16 protein-coding genes and 1 pseudogene are annotated in these 19,359 nt (G+C 44.8%); 10 read left to right on the top strand and 7 right to left on the bottom strand.

The window, feature by feature from the left end; all coding sequences use genetic code 11:
- Nucleotides 1–20: 20 nt before the first annotated feature.
- The 5 genes and pseudogenes from ACWYU8_RS06520 to ACWYU8_RS06500 form a co-directional block, all read right to left on the bottom strand.
- Nucleotides 21–476 carry a methylglyoxal synthase gene (locus tag ACWYU8_RS06520; RefSeq protein WP_444494503.1) on the bottom strand — a complete coding sequence of 152 codons (456 nt, stop codon included), beginning with the start codon at nt 474–476 and terminating at the stop codon, nt 21–23.
- A gap of 61 nt (nt 477–537) precedes the next feature.
- A pseudogene (locus ACWYU8_RS06515) lies at nt 538–633 on the bottom strand (TMAO reductase system periplasmic protein TorT); the annotation flags it as partial.
- An 83-nt stretch (nt 634–716) separates the two neighbouring features.
- Nucleotides 717–908: a hypothetical protein gene (locus ACWYU8_RS06510; protein WP_182009128.1), complete on the bottom strand. Its 192-nt coding sequence runs from the start codon at nt 906–908 to the stop codon at nt 717–719.
- 18 nt (nt 909–926) lie between these two features.
- Nucleotides 927–3,287, bottom strand: a complete 2,361-nt coding sequence (locus ACWYU8_RS06505) for a fatty acid cis/trans isomerase (protein WP_457518178.1) — start codon at nt 3,285–3,287, stop codon at nt 927–929.
- Nucleotides 3,288–3,805: 518 nt separating this feature from the next.
- Nucleotides 3,806–4,660, bottom strand: a complete 855-nt coding sequence (locus tag ACWYU8_RS06500; RefSeq protein ID WP_457518176.1) for a LysR family transcriptional regulator — start codon at nt 4,658–4,660, stop codon at nt 3,806–3,808.
- Nucleotides 4,661–4,799: 139 nt separating this feature from the next.
- Between ACWYU8_RS06500 and ACWYU8_RS06495 the strand changes: the two genes are divergently transcribed.
- The 10 genes from ACWYU8_RS06495 to yegS all read left to right on the top strand — a co-directional run bounded on the left by ACWYU8_RS06495 (nt 4,800) and on the right by yegS (nt 15,828).
- Nucleotides 4,800–6,317, top strand: coding sequence for an arylsulfatase (locus ACWYU8_RS06495; protein ID WP_457518174.1), 1,518 nt, complete (start codon nt 4,800–4,802; stop codon nt 6,315–6,317).
- 102 nt (nt 6,318–6,419) lie between these two features.
- Entirely contained in the window at nt 6,420–7,712 is a 1,293-nt protein-coding gene (locus ACWYU8_RS06490) for an anaerobic sulfatase maturase (protein ID WP_457518173.1), read from the top strand.
- A 9-nt stretch (nt 7,713–7,721) separates the two neighbouring features.
- A complete protein-coding gene (locus ACWYU8_RS06485) occupies nt 7,722–8,705 on the top strand; it encodes an AAA family ATPase (protein ID WP_457518171.1) in 984 nt (327 codons plus the stop codon).
- 12 nt (nt 8,706–8,717) lie between these two features.
- Nucleotides 8,718–9,680, top strand: coding sequence for a DUF58 domain-containing protein (locus tag ACWYU8_RS06480; protein WP_457518169.1), 963 nt, complete (start codon nt 8,718–8,720; stop codon nt 9,678–9,680).
- Nucleotides 9,681–10,223, top strand: a complete 543-nt coding sequence (locus tag ACWYU8_RS06475) for a DUF4381 domain-containing protein (protein WP_457518167.1) — start codon at nt 9,681–9,683, stop codon at nt 10,221–10,223.
- Nucleotides 10,216–11,298, top strand: coding sequence for a vWA domain-containing protein (locus tag ACWYU8_RS06470; RefSeq protein ID WP_457518165.1), 1,083 nt, complete (start codon nt 10,216–10,218; stop codon nt 11,296–11,298). Before ACWYU8_RS06475 ends, ACWYU8_RS06470 begins: the two co-directional genes overlap by 8 nt.
- Nucleotides 11,291–13,021 carry a VWA domain-containing protein gene (locus ACWYU8_RS06465; protein WP_457518163.1) on the top strand — a complete coding sequence of 577 codons (1,731 nt, stop codon included), beginning with the start codon at nt 11,291–11,293 and terminating at the stop codon, nt 13,019–13,021. The genes ACWYU8_RS06470 and ACWYU8_RS06465 overlap by 8 nt, the downstream gene beginning before the upstream one ends.
- 50 nt (nt 13,022–13,071) lie before the next feature.
- Nucleotides 13,072–14,322, top strand: coding sequence for a BatD family protein (locus ACWYU8_RS06460; protein WP_457518628.1), 1,251 nt, complete (start codon nt 13,072–13,074; stop codon nt 14,320–14,322).
- Between the two features lie 50 nt (nt 14,323–14,372).
- Nucleotides 14,373–14,798, top strand: coding sequence for a bifunctional diaminohydroxyphosphoribosylaminopyrimidine deaminase/5-amino-6-(5-phosphoribosylamino)uracil reductase RibD (locus ACWYU8_RS06455; RefSeq protein WP_457518162.1), 426 nt, complete (start codon nt 14,373–14,375; stop codon nt 14,796–14,798).
- A 124-nt stretch (nt 14,799–14,922) separates the two neighbouring features.
- Entirely contained in the window at nt 14,923–15,828 is a 906-nt protein-coding gene (gene yegS, locus ACWYU8_RS06450) for a lipid kinase YegS (RefSeq protein WP_457518160.1), read from the top strand.
- Between the two features lie 18 nt (nt 15,829–15,846).
- Here yegS and ACWYU8_RS06445 read toward each other — a convergent pair whose 3' ends face one another.
- Together ACWYU8_RS06445 and ACWYU8_RS06440 are read right to left on the bottom strand one after the other, a co-directional pair.
- Nucleotides 15,847–17,469, bottom strand: coding sequence for a VRR-NUC domain-containing protein (locus ACWYU8_RS06445; protein ID WP_457518158.1), 1,623 nt, complete (start codon nt 17,467–17,469; stop codon nt 15,847–15,849).
- 72 nt (nt 17,470–17,541) lie between these two features.
- Nucleotides 17,542–18,774 (bottom strand): L-lactate MFS transporter, encoded by a 1,233-nt coding sequence (locus tag ACWYU8_RS06440; protein ID WP_457518156.1) that lies wholly within the window; start codon nt 18,772–18,774, stop codon nt 17,542–17,544.
- Nucleotides 18,775–19,359 lie beyond the last annotated feature (585 nt).

Below are 19,359 nucleotides of genomic sequence, written 5' to 3'. Positions count from 1 at the left end.
GAATAAGACTTGCGTTCAGATTATGTGCGCTCGTGTAAATATGCTTCGTAATCAGGAACTTCAATATCGACTTCTTGTTCTATAAGAGGGGAGTTGAACAGGAATTTTGCTGTTGCACGGTTGGTTGCGACAGGAATATTCCAAACACTGGCAATTCGAAGCAGTGCTTTTACGTCTGGGTCATGAGGAACCGCGTTTAGAGGATCCCAAAAGAAGACTAATACGTCGATTTTACCTTCAGAAATGAGTGCACCAATCTGCTGGTCACCACCCATAGGTCCGCTGATCATGTTTTTTATCGCTAAGCCTGTCTCTTTGCTTAGCATATGACCAGTTGTGCCCGTTGCATAAAGGAAGTGGCGTTGCAGTTTTTCTTTATTCTCTTGTACCCAGCGAAGCAGTTCAGGTTTGCAGTTATCGTGGGCAACTAAAGCCACGTGCTTGTGTGCAGGCATGGTACGAGTCGTTTTTTGCATCAAGTTATTTCCGATTTAAGATTATGGATTTCTGCTTTTAATAAAACACTTTTTTAGTCGATCAATCAACAGGCTTTACGCTGAATGTTGGCCTATATTCTGACGGGGATAACGATTCTCGAATTGAATCTTTGTATAGTGAACTTGGCGTTAGCGACATTCGTAACCGAACTTGATACATCGATGAGTTGGTGACCGTCAGACGAAACGAAAACCTCCGGTAAATGCCGGAGGTTTTATCTATTCGGTCATGTCATCTTCCCACTCAAACCGAGTGTCTAGAGCATAAGGGTCATCGTCTAATGGATGTTCCACTCTACCACGTAAGTATTCGAGTTGATGCTCAAGCATATTGACCGTATCGTAGTCTCCCTCTGAACAAGCAACATAAATCTGTTGCTCCAGAGCGGCAATGTTGTCTCGGATACCCATGAGAACCCCCTTAAATCATCATCGATTCTCAAAACGATTATAGTCAAGTAATCCAAATTCGATCGGTTGATTCGCCCGATACCAATGATGAATCCGATCGCTAAATGGCCAGAATTTTTCTGAGCTACGACGAATGGCAAAACGATCCAATAAGTTAACGTAATCGTCTTCATTTTTAATCGAACTGAATTGATCGACAAAATCTGTAATTTGACCCTCATTTATCGAGAAAAACGCAGCGGGGTAACTTCCGATCACGCCATGTACGACAGTCATGTCGTCTTCAGCGAAGTTTCGGTTGTTCTCTTCATTAAACAAACTCGAGATATTGGTATGGGCATTATTGTGCAGCAGAGTAAACAGCTCATCTTTACCTGATTTGCTTTGTACCATCAGCATGGTTATTTGAGGGACTGTTTTGAGACCTTCACCGTGCAATTGCCCAAGGCGTTTTATTTGTTGCTCACTCTCAGACGATAGTGCGGTAGCTGTTATTTCATAGCGAGGCAAAAGGACAGAAGACAGGCGCTCTCGCAATTTATTTAGCAGTTCAGACTTAGGGTTATCTGTTGTGTAGACCACACTTGTAGGTTGACTGAATGGCTTAACGTTTCTCATTAAGAAATCGGTTAATTGAGGACTTTGTTCCTGATACCAGCTCGATTGTAATTGATGGCGCATGTCTGCGGGTAACAGCGATATAAAGTTGCTTTCACCTTCCATACGAAGAAAGTCCATAAACATACGTGTGATGAGTTGGTGGCCAAAGTTGCCGTAGACATCAAACCCAGCCACAAGCAGGTAATGGATCCGTTCAAGTAGGGAGTAATCCATGACCCATGCTGTTTTAGGTTGGTCTCCAACTAAACCTTGCACAACCGAAGCACTGTCAAAATGGCGGAAAACGGTCAATGCTGCATTTGAATTCGATCCATTGCCATTCCAGATTACATCGGTAGATAGATGCTCACCATGTTTAAACCATTGGTTAGAAAAATCCGATTTGGCTTCAAGATAATGCGCTTGCTGTCTTGCGTATTTAACCCAGTTGGCAACTGGCAATGTGTTGCTTTCTAACTCGCTAGGCAACTTTAAATTCTCCGCTTGTGAGCGATAAAACTCGTTCACTTCAGGTATGTCGCTTTTATCAGGGTCGAGGAAGAATACCCAGAAACGATCATTTATGACATTCAGCGCTAACTGACCACGGCACACCGGCCCTTTAATAAACGCCATGATCGTGTTTTGCGCGTTATCTAACATGAACTTAAAGCGAGATTTTACAGGGATATCAATAAACGAAGTCATTGGATTTGCGGCAACTTCAGGCTCATAACTTGGCAATTGGGAAACGGAATATTCAGTTTGAATGAACCACTGTATCCAATTGTTGATACGCTGCTGATTTAACGCATAAGGCATATGTGTTTTGTCAACAATAGTGCCTTGTTCGGGGATGATTCGGTAATAAACGCGTTCGGTGTTTGGATCGTCATATGGGCGACGGGTTGATATACGTTTAACCGGCTGACCTGGAGGTGTCGAGGAGCGAACTAGCGAGAAAAAGCGAGGTGTTTGACTCTGGTTTAGCTCTGAGAAATACAAATGAGATAAGAATAGGTGCTCATAGATGTAGCGAGCCATGAGCTGGTTCTTCAAATCATCCTGGTTCAGCAGCGTCTCATATTTCGCAATTTGTGTTCGCTCATATTGGCTAATGGGCGTGTGGCTATTCATGACTGCGCCGTTTTCCAGCCAGTTCATCAAAGTAAGGTATTCAGAGTCTGTCAGGTTTGGCATGCCAAATGGCATTCCCCAAGTTGGGTTGTCTTTCTCATACTGTTCGTATTCTTCGATTGTCGGGCACGTTTGTTCACGATCAATCGAAAAATCAAACCCTTCCAACTGAACTTGCTCAGGCAGAGGATGACGCTCTTTTTGCACCAGAAGTCGCGCGATTAAGCCAGCATCCAAATTCGCTGCCATGCTCTGCTCGCGTTCGTTCAAAACAGGATGGAAACCCGCATCACGCCACTCTTGTGTCGTTTCTGCATCTTCGAATAGGCGAGTTGGTGCTACGGCAGTAAGGCGTGTTCCTTCGTATACCAAAGCTTTCGTCGCACCTCTATCGATTCCTTCTACTGACGATAGTTTCAATTGACACGGTGCATCGTAGCACGCATGACAAACCACGCAGCGGTTATCTATTATTGGCTTTACTTTGTTCTGAAAAAAGTTTGCGTGTTTTGTCTCGACGCTAGCAGTACGTTCTCTTACGAGTTGCTGGCCAAAAAGGAGGTCGTAGTTGAGACCAGCATAAGTGGCGCAACCAGCAAACACACTGGTAATACACAGTATTAAAATTAAGCGTAAATTCATGAGGTTATTTGCAGTGAGTTCAATTTGTTTTAATTAAAGCAAATTAAGGGACGAAATACCAAAAGTCCAAGTCATGTGATTTACCTTAGATGCTTAAAGTGAGAGGTTCCCTCTGTTTCTCCCTAATTCATTTCCAAAGTCAAAGGTGTGATCTTTACAATCTAAATGAGAGTGTCATGTTTTTAAGACTAGGAAGATTTAAAATTCCACTGTTAGAAATGTTTAACGCAAAAATTCTAAAACTTACCTACGCTGTTATCTTTAGATCTAACTTTGTAAAAGTCCAAAAAGTCACTTTCTGGGCGAGTCGGGTTTACTGATAGTTAGGTCAGCTCTATTTTATTGCAAATAGCTAATTTCTATACTATAAATCTTGTTGCATTGACATTTATTTAATACAGTTTGATTTATAGATTTGCTAAACATAGCGTTAAGTGCTGCGCTAACAACTTTGTGACGGACTTTTATGCTCTCACAAAATAGCAAGTTCGGTAGTGTTGTCCAAAGCTGATTCTTTACTAGGACACTTGCTTGCTATGTGCCACGGCAAGTAGCTCTTTAATTTTTTGGCGCAGGGCAATATGAGTAGGGTTATCAATTTCGCGTTTGTGATAGACAAACTTGTAAGGGATAGATTGAATCGAAATAGGGCATGGGAGCACTTGTAGTTTGAGCGCCTTACTCCATTTCCTGGCAAACGACTGAGATACGACACCTAAGCAATCTCGGTCAGCCACGTACAAAGCCATACCTGCTAGCGAAGATGTCACTAAATCGACTTTTCGCTCTTGTATCTTCTCTTTAGCAAGTTGCTCGAACCCACTCATGTTCTCCCATCTTCCGGAAAACAGACAGTGGCTTTCTTCATAAAATTGTTTTTTTGACAGCGTTCCATTGATTCTGGGGTGGTTTTCTCGGCAGATGATGACAGCTTCTTCCGAATAGGCATCTTCAATAACAAAAGCAGCGTCTTTTGTTACTACGGTATCGATAGCTAAGTCGACTTTTTGTTGTCTTAGAAGTTCAAACAGAGTGTATTTTTCAGGCGGTGATTCATAAAACACCACGTTTTCAATAGGAGGCATGCTATGTAGCAAAATTTCCGAGCAGCATACTTCAAAATGGTTTTTATCAGATATTGCACTATCAATGATACTTACCGCTTGCTGAAATTGAGGAAGCAATTGATGTGCGGTGGAAGTAAGAGCTATTCCGCGGCCTTTTTTGACGAATAACTGCTTGTCAACGACTTGTTCTAAACGCTTGATTGCAGCGCTTACCGCCGGTTGTGTCAGCCCAAGTTGTTCCGCAGCTTTTGTGTAGGATTGGAACTCTGCGACGACCAGAAAAGTTTGGATGAGGTTTAAGTCCATAATGCTACTCATAAATTAAATTTATAGGTTAACTAATTCAAACTGCATTTATCGTCAGAAATTAGTGCTTTATCTTATAACAGTAATGGTATTGGAATGCGAATACCATTTAATGCATCAGCGAAATTTTGGAGAAAATATGAAAAATGCGACCAAAACGAGCAGTAAAAAACTCGTACTTAACGCATGTACTTTAGCGCTAGGTGCTGCTTCTGCAACCGCATACGCAGCTGACAAACCGAACATTCTTGTTATCTTTGGTGATGACGTTGGTTACTGGAACCTTAGTACCTATAACCAAGGGATGATGGCTTACAACACACCGAATATTGACACGATTGCTCAAGAAGGTGCGAAGTTTACTAACTTCTACGCTCAGCAGAGTTCAACGGCAGGGCGTTCGGCATTTATTACGGGTCAAATGCCAAAACGTACAGGTTTGACAAAAGTAGGCTTACCTGGTGCGGCTGAAGGTATTTCTAAAGAAGATCCTACAATCGCGACCATGCTTAAGGATCTCGGCTACGCAACTGGTCAGTTTGGCAAAAACCATTTAGGTGACCGAGACGAGCACTTGCCAACAAACCATGGTTTCGATGAGTTCTTTGGCAACCTCTACCACTTAAATGCGGAAGAAGAGCCAGAGAATGTTGATTACCCTAAAGATCCAGAGTTCAAGAAAAAGTTCGGCCCTCGTGGCGTAATTCACTCTTATGCTGATGGTAAGATTGAAGACACTGGTCCTCTGACTCGGAAACGAATGGAAACCGTCGATGGTGAATTCCTAGATGCGGCAGAGAGCTTCATTGAGAAACAAGTAAAAGCGGACAAACCATTCTTTACTTGGTTCAACGCAACTCGTATGCACAACTTTACTCACGTACCAGAAGAATATCAGGGCAAAACGGGCGCAGGTTTCTACGCTGATGGTGTGAAGCAGCACGACGATGAAATCGGCCAGTTGCTGAACAAGATTAAAGAACTAGGCGTGGATGACAACACCATCATCGTTTACACCACAGATAACGGTCCAATGATCAACTTGTGGCCAGATGCCGGTATGACGCCATTCCGCTCAGAGAAAAACACTGGCTGGGAAGGTGGTTTCCGTGTCCCTATGCTGATTAAGTGGCCTGGTCAAATTGAAGCCGGTAAGACGTTTAACGGCATTATGTCTCTAGAAGACTTCTTCCCGACACTGGTTGCGGCAGCAGGTAACGATAAAGTGACAGAAGAGTTGCTTAAAGGGAAGAAAGTTGGTGATATGAACTACAAAGTTCATATTGACGGTTACAACCAACTGCCTTACCTAACTGGTAAAGCAAAAGAATCAGCTCGTAATGAGTTTGTTTACTGGAGTGACGACGGCGACTTGCTCGCTTTACGTGATGGTCGATTTAAGTACCACTTCATGATTCAAGAGCAAGAAACAGGCCTCGAACTTTGGATGAAACCGTTCACTAAGCTACGTGTACCGTTGATCTTCGACCTAAGTATTGACCCATTTGAACGTGGTGATACAGGTATCGGTTACCACACTTGGATGTACGAACGAGAGTACATGCTGATGCCAGCGATGGACAAAGTGCAAGAGGTAATGGGCACCTTTAAAGAGTTCCCACCACGTATGGAAGCAGGTTCATTTGTTCCAAAGTAACCTTGCACTTAAGCTAAGACTAGAATAAAAATGAATGGCGCTCTTAGGAGCGCCATACTTAAAAAAGAAAGTAGAAAAGCCAACATTCAAAAGAGAGGCTGCATGAGCAAAACTTCACCACGTCATTCTACGGCTATGCCACTTGTTCCGATGAAAACTGCTTTCAAATCCGAGCAGGGAAATGAACGCCGCTTTCATGTGATGGCGAAACCCGGCGGCGCAAAGTGCAACATTGACTGCCAATATTGCTTTTACTTACACAAAGAAAACCTTCTTCATCAACCAAAACAACCCAAGATGGATGATGAAACATTAGAAGCGTTTGTTAAGAGTTATATTGAGAGTCAAGATGGCGAAGAAATCGTATTTTCATGGCAGGGCGGCGAGCCAACACTGCTTGGCTTAGATTACTTCCGTAAAGTGGTTGAGCTACAGAAAAAATACAAACCTAGCGGCACTCGTATCGAAAACGACTTACAAACCAATGGTATTCTGCTTAACGATGAGTGGTGTGAGTTTTTATTAGCGAATAACTTCCTGGTCGGTTTATCTATCGATGGCCCAGAAGAGCTGCACGATAAATATCGCAAAACCCGCAGTGGTAAACCGACGTTTCATCTGGTTATGAAGGCGGTAGAAAAACTTCAGCATCATGGGGTGCGTTTCAATGCATTGGTGACGGTGAACCGCTACAACGTTAAGTACCCTCTGGAGATTTACCGCTTTCTTACCCGAGAATTGGGAGTGACCTACATTCAGCTTGCGCCCGTGGTTGAAGCGAATGATTTCCACACTACCGCGCCTCAGTTCTGGAACGAACAGATGATCCCAGTCATGGGGAGCGAACTGGCTAAACCGGGGCACCCAATGTCGGTGGTAACGGACTGGTCGGTTGACCCTGATGACTGGGGTAAATTCTTAAGCGATATGTTTGTCGAATGGGTCAATAACGATTTAGGCCGCGTGTTGGTGAACCTGTTTGAAACGGCAGTGGCTCAAGTTATGGGTAAACCGGCACAACTTTGTATTACCTCAGAGTTTTGTGGCAAAGGGCTGGCAATCGAACACAATGGTGATGTGTATAGCTGTGACCATTACGTATATCCAGAATACAAGCTCTCAAATATTCACGAGCACTCATTGAACGAAATGGCGTTCTCGACTCGTCAGTTTAGCTTTGGCATGGCAAAACGTGATTCTTTACCGGATTACTGTAAGAAGTGTCCTTATCTTAAATATTGTTGGGGTGAATGCCCGAAAAATCGTCTGATCAAGACCCCTGATGGTGAAGAAGGGCTGAATTACCTTTGCTCTGGCATTCGCCGTTTCTTTGATGACACGCTTCCGATGCTGGTGGGTTTATCTCAGATTTTACAACAACAGAATTCTAAGTAAGGGACAACAATGAACAACGCGCAGCAAGCGATCAATAAACTGATTGAACAGACCGAACAAAGCGTTATTGGTCAAAGCCATGTGGTACAGGCCTTGGTGATTGGTTTACTGACTAATGGGCATGTTCTGTTGGAAGGTTTACCGGGAACCGCAAAAACACGCTCTGTGAAATCATTGGCCAACCTTTTAAACACCAGTTTTGGTCGTATTCAGTTTACGCCAGACCTTCTCCCCTCAGACGTGACGGGCACAGAGGTCTACCAGGAACTAGATGGCAAGCCGCAGCTGCATTTTCAGCCTGGCCCCATTTTTAATAGCATTGTTCTGGCGGATGAGGTAAACCGTGCTCCCGCCAAAGTGCAGGCCGCGCTGCTGGAAGCCATGGCTGAAGGTACAATCACTGTGGGCGATAAAACGCATGTCTTACCGGATCTATTTATGGTGCTGGCAACTCAAAACCCGATTGAGCAAGAAGGGACTTACCCTCTGCCTGAAGCGCAGATGGACCGCTTTATCATGAAGGTGACCGTGGATTACCCGGAAGACGCTGCAGAGCGTGAAATTATTCGCTTGGTGCGCAGTGAAGAGCTGGGGGCAGAAACAAGCTCTCAACTGGTTACGCCACAACATATTGAACCTGAGTTAGTATTAGAAGCACGTCGCCAATTGCCCGATGTTGCGGTCTCGGATTTGGTCGAAGATTACATCGTTGCGTTGGTGATGGCGACTCGTAAGCCAGAGCGCTATGCCGACTCGCAATTAGCGAAATGGATTGAAATTGGCTCAAGTCCGCGTGCTTCGATTGCACTGGATAAATGTGCTCGCGCTTATGCATGGCTTCAAGGCCGTGACCATGTCACACCTGATGACGTTCGCGCTATGGTCCCCTCCGTATTAGGGCACCGATTCTCATTAACTTACGATGCTCTAGCAGATGGTGTCGATCATCAACGTGTTATTCAGGAATTACTAGACTACGTTGAGATTGGGTAAGAGGGAGGCATTATGGCAAAGCCGACCCATGCACCCAAATTTCAGGGCATAGATCCTCGTTTATATTGTGATTATGCCCGGCTTGTGCGGTTACAAGCGCAAGCAGAGTCCTTTAGCTTACTTCCTCATTTAAAAGCAGGCAGTGTGCTTTCTGGGCGACACAATTCTCTTTTTCGTGGTCGCGGTCTCAACTTTGAAGAGTTGCGGCATTACCAGTTAGGTGATGATATCCGTAATCTGGATTGGAAGGTGACAATGCGCACTGGCAAACCTCATGTGCGCAGTTATACCGAAGAAAAAGATCGTAATGTTATCATCTGTGTTGATCAACGCAGTGCGATGTTTTTTGCTTCCACACAGGTGATGAAGTCCGTGGTTGCAGCGGAAGTCGCAGCAATGTGTGGTTGGCGGGTATTAAAAGATGGCGACAGAGTTGGCTTTGTCATTGCTTCTCACCAAGCCTTGTTTCATACAAAACCTCAGCGTTCGCAAAACGACCTTCTTACGCAGCTTAAACACTTATCGCGCGCAAACCAATCTCTCAATGTTGATTCCATCAACTCCGGGAAAGTGACCTTTAGTCGTTGGATTGAGCTGATCAAACGAATGAAGCTAAAGCAATCCACTGTGATTTTTATTAGCGATTGGAGTGACTGTCAGGAGCATCATCTCGATCACCTAAAGCAGCTTCAACAGCACAACGACATTCTTGCCGTGATGGTCGGTGATCCTCTCGAACAAACACTCCCAGATGATTTAGCACAATCAAAATGGGTGGTTGGTGACGGTCAATATCAACTCAATTTGGACAGCAAAGCAAAAGTCGAAGCTGCAAGCGCGAAACTGGAAGCGAAAACGGACATACAGCGTCAATCTTTAGCACAACTGATGGCGATTAAACATTTGCCTTACATTGAGCTGGACACAACTGGTGCACATGTCAAAGAGTTTCAGAAGCTGGTAGGAGGGCGTTAAATGAGTGATTTGCCTAAGCCGCCGGGTTCTTACATTTTGAGTGAGTTACATGATGTGACGGTACCGCCCAGCGTCGATTGGTATCCGCAAACTGTTGGCTGGAAAATTCTGGCTGCCGTGATATTGCTGGTTCTGATTTATCTCGCTTTCCGCCTTTTGAGCAATTGGTGGATGAATCGATATCGTAAAGAAGCGTTGGACGTGATTACTCTCATTGATCCAAGCGATAGTGAGATGCCTAAAACGCTATTTTCGATTTTAAAAATTGTTTTAATTCATATAGACAGTCGGAATGGCAAACTGTTTGATGCTGCTTTTCTTCGTAAACTCGATGAACTTGACCCGAAAAAACAAGCTTTCAGTGATGAAACCTCTGCATTATGGCTGAAGAGTATTATTAACCCAAACATTGAGCTAACGCATGAGCAGCGTGTGCTTTTGATCGAGAAAGCAAGCCGTTGGGTTAAAGAGCATTCGTCAGTGGTTCGTTTAAATATGTCAACGGCAAGAACAGCTCTGAAGCAAGGAGGTCAGGATGAATGATCTTTTCTCTTCGATGGGGCTGCCTGGCTTTGAATTTGGGTACCCTTTATGGCTGGTTATTTTACCCTTGCCACTGGTGATCTATTACCTAGTTCCCGCTTATCGTACCAAGCAAACGGCAATAAAGGTCCCATTCTTTAGTCAACTAGTAGAAGCCATTGGCGAAACGCCGTCAGAAGGTGCAAGCCAGCTAACCCCAAGTTGGTGGCAGCGCGCGACATTAATCCTCTCGTGGATACTGATTGTCTGCGCGATAGCAAAACCCACTGTTTTGGGTCAGCCTCAAGTTCGTGAAAGCCTCGGCAGAGATGTGATGGTCGTCGTTGATCTTTCTGGTTCAATGGCCGAGCCAGATTTTACTTCTCGTACTGGCGAGAAAATTTCACGACTGGATGCTGCCAAAGAAGTGTTGATGGACTTTGTCCAATCTCGTAAAGGCGATCGACTCGGTTTGGTGCTGTTTGGTGATGCAGCCTTTGTGCAAACGCCATTTACCGCCGATCAAAGCGTGTGGCTAGAACTGCTTAATCAAACCGATGTCGCGATGGCAGGGCAAAGTACCCACCTTGGCGATGCAATTGGATTAGCAATTAAAGTGTTTGAGCAGAGTGACAAGACGCGTGGTGAATTAACGCAAGCCACAAATCGTGAAAAAGTTGCGATTGTATTGACCGATGGTAATGACACCGGCAGCTACGTTGAACCAATAGACGCGGCAAAAGTGGCCAGAGCGAAAGGTGTTCGCGTGCATGTTATCGCGATGGGCGATCCGCAAACCATTGGTGAAACGGCACTTGATATGGAGACGATCAAAAGAATTGCGGAAGAATCCGGTGGCGAGGCATTTGAAGCGCTTAATCGAGACGAATTATCGGCAGCTTACCAAGAAATCAGTAAGCTTGAGCCAGAATTGTATGAAAGCACGACATATCGACCTAAACAAAGTTTGCATCATTACCTGATGGTCTTGGTGGTGGTGATGCATTTGCTCGCATTCAGCGTGGCTACACTCAGAAGAAGAGCAAAAGCACGTTTCTCAACCGGGGATGGTTCGTTAGGAGAGCGCGATGTTTGATTCTCTTAGCTTAACGCAGTTTATTACTCAGTTTCATTTCATTCGCCCGTTATGGCTATTGGCGCTGATCCCGATGTTTTTTCTGGTTTGGTTGCGCTGGCACGAAGAGAACAAACCAAGCTGGAAAGATATTCTGCCGGATCATTTGCGTGAGGTACTGACGATAGGTGAACGAGGCTGGCGCAAACAGTTGCCACTGAAGTTACTCATGGTCAACGTTTTCATCGCCATCATTATTTGCGCAGGACCGAGCTGGCAACGTGAGGCATCACCTTTCGGCGAAGACAAAGCGTCGATGCTGGTGGTTTTGGATAACAGTGACTCGATGTTACAAAAAGATCTGCCACCAAGTCGTTTAGAGCGCTCTAAACAAAAAATTCGTGATTTGCTCGCGACAAGACAAGGGGGGCGTACGGGGTTGGTGGTGTTTGCTGGAACTGCACACGTTGCGATGCCGGTTACACAGGACAGTGCCGTTTTCGATCCATTCCTCGCCGCCATTGATCCGGAAATTATGCCAGTGAAAGGTAAACTCGCGGAGCAGGTACTGCCGTTGATTGATCAGCAATTACAGGGATTGGCAGGCTCGACGGTGTTATTGGTGACGGATGGGGTGAACCCAACCACCATTAGCAAGTATGAAGATTATTTTGCCAATCAACCTTATCAGTTGTTGATACTGGCAGTGGGTAATCCAGGTATTGTCACTAATGACCCGATGGATCTCGATTCGCTGCAAACGCTTGCAAGTAAAACCGATGGACGGCTGGTGGAAGTGAGTGTTGATGACTCAGACATTCAACAGCTGAATCGCTACATAGAACGGAACATGCAGCTCAATGGCGAATCTTCTATGCCTTGGAAAGACATGGGTTATGCACTGCTATTTCCGATTGCTCTTATTATGCTGATCTGGTTCCGAAAGGGCTGGTTAGTGCAATGGTGTTTAATCGCGATGGTCTCAGGCAGTCTGATTGTGCCTACTAAAGTGTGGGCTGAGAACGTATCAAGCAAAGCGGTAGAGCCTGTCGTTGTCCAAAAAGTGACAATGTTTGACAAAGCGGCTCAATGGTGGTGGGACTTGTGGCTGACATCTGATCAACAAGGACAGCGGTTGTTCAACAAACAAGCGTATTTGGATGCGGCAAAGCATTTCTCCGACCCTCTACGCAAAGGTACGGCCTATTACTACGCAAGCGAGTTTGAGTTGGCGCACAGTGCATTCTTAGAAATGCAAAACGACCCCTCACAAGAGGTACGAGATTACGGCTTATACAATGCTGCGAGTGCACTGGCGCGTGAACGAGAATATCTGGCGGCGAGAGACCTGCTAAAATCATTGGCGAGTAAACCAACACTAAGTCAGACATTGCGACCTGATGTTGAACACAATTTAGCAGTCATCGGAGGTATTGTTGAGGACATCAATCAGATGAGTGAAAGTCAGGCCGGGACTGAACAAGAGATGTCGACTGAGCTTGGTGATAATCCTCAAACAGCAGAAGGGGCGGAAGAGCAAACGTCTCAAGAAATGATGATCAAAGAGACACTGAGTGCTGCTGACATTCTGGGCAATCAAGACCTCGCTGATAAGTGGTTAAAACGCGTGGAGTCTGATCCAAAAGACTTCTTGCGTGCGAAGTTTCAAATTCAACTCAACTCGCCGCCAGCCAGTGTCTCAGTTGTTGATCGCGTTAGTGGCAATGAAGAGGTGACGCAATGATAGCACTATTTCAACATATTCTGTGTGCTCGTCTGTCTCGTGTCGTCATCATGCTGGTAAGTTTCTGTATGAGTGGTTTGGTTTTCGCACAAGACATTGTTGACTTGCAGCGTAGTAATAGTGTGGAGATTAAAGCCTGGGTAGGTAAAGCAACCAGTGATGAAGAAAATCGTACGCCACCCAACTTCAGTGTTAACGAACAAATTATCCTAAGCATTGAGGTGGCGACGCCACGCTGGTTTACCGGTGGCACCCGAATCGGCACGATAGAAATCCCCGATGTGATTACCAAGCAGCGCAATCAACTGGCAACTAATTTCACCGAACGAAAAGGTGGCCAAACCTGGTCGCGTCAACGTTGGGAAGTCACCTTATACCCACAAACATCGGGCGATTTTGTAATCCCTCCTGTTGCGGTGGGTGTTCAGGTTTCATCACCTGATGGAAACAACGTTTCAGGAACCCTTTACACTCAACCTATTAAGTTCTCAGCTTCGTTACCATCGGGTTTGCTGAGCGATAATACGCCTTGGTTTACTGCAACGAATGTCGACGTAAAACAAGAGTGGGAAAGTTCCTCGGAATCGCTAAAAGTTGGAGATGCGGTCACACGAAAAATAACCATAACTGCGCAGGATAGTTTGTCGGTGTTACTGCCTGATCTGCTAAAAGGCGAATCAAACTCGCGTTATCAAGCCTATGCGCAGCCTCACCGACTCTCGGATACACAAACACGAGGTGACTATCAATCGACCCGCACAGAAGAGAGCGTCTACGTAATCCAACAAGGCGGGGAGTTAAACTTTCCTGATCTTGAATTCCTGTGGTGGAACAGCAAAACGCAACAGCTAGAAAGCGTGCTGGTTGAGGGTAAAGCTTTTCAGGCAAAACATACGTTAAAGTCGTTTATTAAAGCCTATTATGCATGGGTGCTTGGTTTGATTGCTGCCGTTCTCATGAGTGGCATTTTATTTTTTACGATCAAGCGTTACTACCGAAACAGACCCACACCTCCGTGGCTGACTTTTCATCGATTGCTTAAATCAAAACGTTGGGGTGAGGCACGGGCAGCACTGTATCAACAGCTGAGAGTGAATACCGCCAAGCTTGAGATGAAAGAAGCTAACGTTGATGAGGCGTGGCAGAAGCGCTCCGTTCGGTTACAACAAGGTGAGCAGAACGCGAGTCTGATGAAATCCATGTGGCGAGAAATACAGAGCAAGAAAAAGCGATTCAAGCTAACAATACCTAAGGCTTTACCTCAATTAGATAAGTTTAAGCAAAGAGATGGTATTGAATAAAGCTGGGCGCTACTATAGCACCTTGTTTTTCATTAAAGAATCGATGTTACATGAGCCAAGAGTTTATGCGCCGCGCGTTGGAGATCTCGCGTAATGCACTTCCTGAGTGCCAACCCAATCCGCCAGTAGGCTGTGTTTTAGTTAAAGACAATCAAATCGTCTCCGAGGGTCACACTCAAGCTATCGGAGGTAATCATGCCGAAGTGGAAGCGCTGAATGGATATAAAGGGTCATTAGAGGATGTTACTGCTTATGTGACACTTGAGCCTTGTTCGTTTGTAGGACGAACTCCTGCTTGTGCGGTAACGCTGGTTAACTCAGGAATCAAAAAAGTTGTGGTGGCTATGCTCGACCCTGATCCACGTAACAGTGGTCGTGGTATCGATATCCTTAAGCAGGCGGGTATGGAAGTAGAAATCGGTGTTTGCGGTGATGAAGTGAGCGCGTTTCTCACCCCGTATTTAGGTAAATCTTAATCGAGCAAACTCCATAATCTGCTGTACGTTGAGGTCATTTAGCTAAACTGTTGTTCCCGGGTATTAAGTTATTCCCTACATTAACAAGATAGGGAATGTCATCAAGACATAGGATTGAACTCATATGAAAACAATACGAGCAATACTAAACGGCAAAAAAGCGGGCACCCCTGAGCTAAGAAACGCAATTATGGATATGAGAGAGCAGGGAGTCGATGTGCAAGTTCGAGTTACCTGGGAATCTCAAGACATGGTCCGTTTGGTTAAAGAAGCCGTCAATGATGGTATTACTCGTCTTGTTGTTGCGGGTGGTGATGGGACTGTCAATGAAGCCGTCTCAGCAATGGTGCAAATTGATGAAGACCAACGGCCCGAATTGGCGATCATTCCGCTTGGAACCGCCAACGATTTTGCCACTGCAAACCGTATCCCAGGCTCGATTGATGACTCACTTCTGCTTGCTGTTGAGGGGCAGCCATGTTTGGTCGATTGTGTTAAAGCTAACGATCGCTGCTTTATCAATGTTGCTACGGCAGGATTCGGTGCGGAAATTACGGCTGACACCCCTGTGGAATTGAAAAACTTTTTAGGCGGTGGTGCATATACATTGACAGGTGTCGTTAAAGCGCTGGGGTTCAAACCGTATGATGGAACTATCACAGTAGACGATGGGAGTTATGAAGGTGGAATTTTACTCGGTGCGTTCTGTAACGGACGCTTGGCTGGTGGAGGTCAGTCGTTAGCACCCAGCGCTATGATTGATGACGGGTTAATGGATTTAACTCTGGTTTGTCCATTCTTGCCACATGATTTACCCAAAGTAATCGAAGAGATTAATAACCCGAGTATTAATGGCGAGTTTGTAAAACATACTCGTACAAGTTGGTTGGAAATTGATTTTCCAAACCCGTTACCGCTGAATTTAGATGGTGAACCTTACCGCTCACGCAAAGTGCGTTTCGAAGTATTATCAAAAAGCATAAAGCTTGTGTTACCAAATGATTGCCCTTGTATTGAAACATCTGCTTAAAAACCTTGCTTATCTGAGTTATACGTCTGGATTAGCGGCCACGTAACAGACCGCAAAAGGTATATTTAAGCGATTAAATTCTTTAATCCAGCGCCATTGGTTATCCTGTAACTTATCACCAGGGCCTTTCACTTCAATCCATTCAAATTGCTCACCCTTAAACGCAATCAAATCTGGCATGCCATTACGGTATAGCTTGAGATCGCTCAGTTGCACCTTGAGCAGTTCTATTAGCATCGAAGTAGGAATGGTGCTGAGTGCGTACTGAATTAACTCTTTACTCACAACACCCCAATGTACAAAGGGATTACTGATGCCCAACTTGGTATCGTACTTTTCAAGTAGAGCACTTGTGTTTCCAGCAGCGAGTTCTGTTAATGCCGATGTGACAAACTTTTCCCGCTTAGGTGCAAAATCACTGTGGTACAAATCGAGTGGTCGATGTTGGTAGGCATTGATGAAAGCTCCTTCAATTGGCGCGAAAATAGCCTCCCAAAAGGTCAGACCGAACAGAGCATTGAGTAGAGCGTTTTCCGCATAAAACACTTGCCAGCCCAAGTGTTCGAAATATGCTTTGGTGGTCAGTTCGACTCGTTGTTGGGATAAGTCTAACTCTACTCGATATTCCTTGCATTTTGGCTTCGAAGCCCTTGACACTTTTTGGCCAAGTTTACGTTTTAAACGCTGTTCCAGTTTTTGTGCCACTTCCCATTCGGATACATCGCTAGGTGATGCTAGCATGTCAGTGACAATGTCACGCAACAAGATGTCGTTGTCCAACTTATCATAGATGCGCGCGCGGCGTTCCCTGCTTGGTGGGAGGTGAGTTTGTTCGAAAATCGCGAGCGCGGTTTCTAGTTCATTAATACGTTCGTAATCGCGCGCGATGTCATTCAGCATGTGTTCGCGTTTTCTATCCACGTAGTCATGTTTAACTGGAACAGGCATTGCTTCAATGAGTTGGTCGAGATTGGCTTTTTCTTTCCGGTCAAACTGCCAGTAAAGATTGGCGAGTTGGCTGAGTTCAATCAAGCGGTCAATTTGTGCGCGCGATTCGAAGAACCGGAGCGCTGTGCTTAATTGATACTTTTCGAACTGATGCAAACCCAGATCATCCAGTACAAATTGGCTCAAATCCTGATGAGTATTGGCGAAGAACAAGGTGAGGAGTACATCAATCATATGCGCTGAGTTAAGCCTGATGACTGTAAATTCAAGCAAATCAAATTGATCGAACTCAGTGTTGCTCAGACACTCAACGAGATTATCTTTTCTTAATGCTTTAGGCAGTTGAGGATAAAGCGATAGAATTTCTGGCTTGGTCAGGATACTCGCCGCCAGCTCTTGGTGGGTAATCGTTGGTGATAGCTCGATAAGATCAGATTGATTCAGTTCCGACAGCGCTTCGTCAATCGAAGGGATTTCCGGATAATTGAGCTTATCACTGCGAAACCAGCATCCTTTACGGCTGTACAAGCGCACCAAAAGGCATTGAGCTGGTCGACTAAGCGTTTGAAACGTACAAATCCATTTGTGTTCTTCTTCTAAGAGTAAATCGCTATACCAAAGCGTTGCATGCTGGAGGAGCTTGAAGAAATTCTCCAGATAGTAATCCGATGTGAGTTCGACAGGTGTTTGCATAATGAGAAAGGGTTTATAGTAAAAAGGCCTAACCCACAGGTTAAGCCTTTTCATCATCAAATCAATTCACAATTATGCGTTTTTCAGCTGCGCGACTTTTGCTTCAGCTAGTGGCTTAGTGATGAATGCTAATACGATACATACCGCCATCATTACTGATGAAATTGTATAAGCCAGTGTGTAACCTTCGCCATTGCTCATTGAGTAGCCAACGACCGCAGCACCAATCGCACCACCAATACCCCATGCGGTGTAAAGTACACCGTAGTTTGTACCGTAGTTTTTCAGACCATAGAACTCTGCGGTCAGAGTCGGGAACACCGCCAGAAGCGTGCCGTAACCGACCGCTGCGATAGCCGTACCAATGATGAGTGTGAATTCTGAGTCAAATGTGGCAAACAACACCATGTTGATACCTTGCAGAACAAATGCAAGTAGAAGAGTGCGAACACCACCAATTTTATCGGCCAGCATGCCAGCAACGACACGGCCGCCAGAATTGAATACCGCAAGAATAGAAGCCAGATACACCGCGTTTGGCAGGTTAGCTTGGACACTTGCTATTGTCGTGATGTTACCGATGATCATCAGACCGACAGAAGCTGCGAACGCGTACATGATCCATAGTGAGTAAAACTGAGGCGTTTTCAGCATTGCTTTCCAGGTAAGATCGTCAGACTTTTTGAGCGCTTTAGGAGCTTGGCCTTGTTTCAACTTAGGCTCCGCAGGCGTGTAATCAGCTGGTGGGTTATTAATTGTTGCTGCTAGTGGAACCGCAATTGCCAGGATACCCACACCAAGAACCATAAAGCTGGTTTGAATGCCCATGTTTTCGATCAATGCAGCCGTAACAGGCGCTAGATAGATAGCCGCTAAGCCAAATCCTGCTGCGATAATACCGTTTACCATACCTTTCTTAGAGGCATGGAACCACTTCATTGCAGAAGGTGACAAACATGCGTAACCAAAACCGATACCTGCACCTGTAATTACACCAAAGGTGATGTTCAGCATCAGTGGTGAGTTAACAAAGCCAGATGCAATCATCCCCAGACCAGTCAGTACAGTACCAAGAATAAGGATCAAACGAGGCCCCATACGATCTTGTAGGATGCCTGCAACAAGAAGACAAATAGAGAAAGTGATGGTTGCAGTTGCGTAAGGTGCGGAGGCCTCAGCAGCAGTCCAGCCGGATTCTGTTACCAATGCCTTGTTAAATACACTCCAAGCATACAGGATGCCAAGACAAAGGTTAATGCAAAAGCCTGCCAGCAGGATGCGCAATGCTTTATCAATCTTGCTCATATTTTTTCTCGGTTATACCTCTTGGTGGGAGCCTGTCATCCTTTTGCTGTTGAACAAAAAATAGGTCGATAGCCCAATATCAAAGAGGTGGGGGTTTAAAAGTTCTTTTCATCAAAATAAGTTTGCGTTTTTCAACGTATAACGCAATGAGCGCGGATTATAACCAATAAAGATGTGATTGGAATCTCTTTTTTAACGTTTAGATTAAAAACAATTTGAATGAATAGAACCATTTTTACACTGAGTTTATTTGTGTAAACAAGATGTTAATTTGAAAGTGTGGAGTTATGTGTCTATCCCCGATTTATATAACAATTTTTGCGAACTGATTGCGCGTTCGTCGTTAGTTCACATTTTTAGATAAAAGTTACGAAACGTTTAATTGTTAACTTCGTGTGACAAAATGCATCTAAATAAGAGTTTTAATGCCTAAGTATTGGATATAAAGGTTTTATAAAATTTAAGTTGTTAACCTTTTGTAATACAGTCAATTGACGGGTGGTTTATGAAATAAAATGAACAAAAAACGCACTTGTAATTGGTGTTTGAGATAAGCAAAATATAGTGAAAAGTGAGTTTTCATTT

Source organism: Vibrio limimangrovi (genome assembly GCF_054064025.1).
Note: the sequence above shows the minus strand (reverse complement) of the source record. Positions and strands in the feature narration are given on the sequence as shown.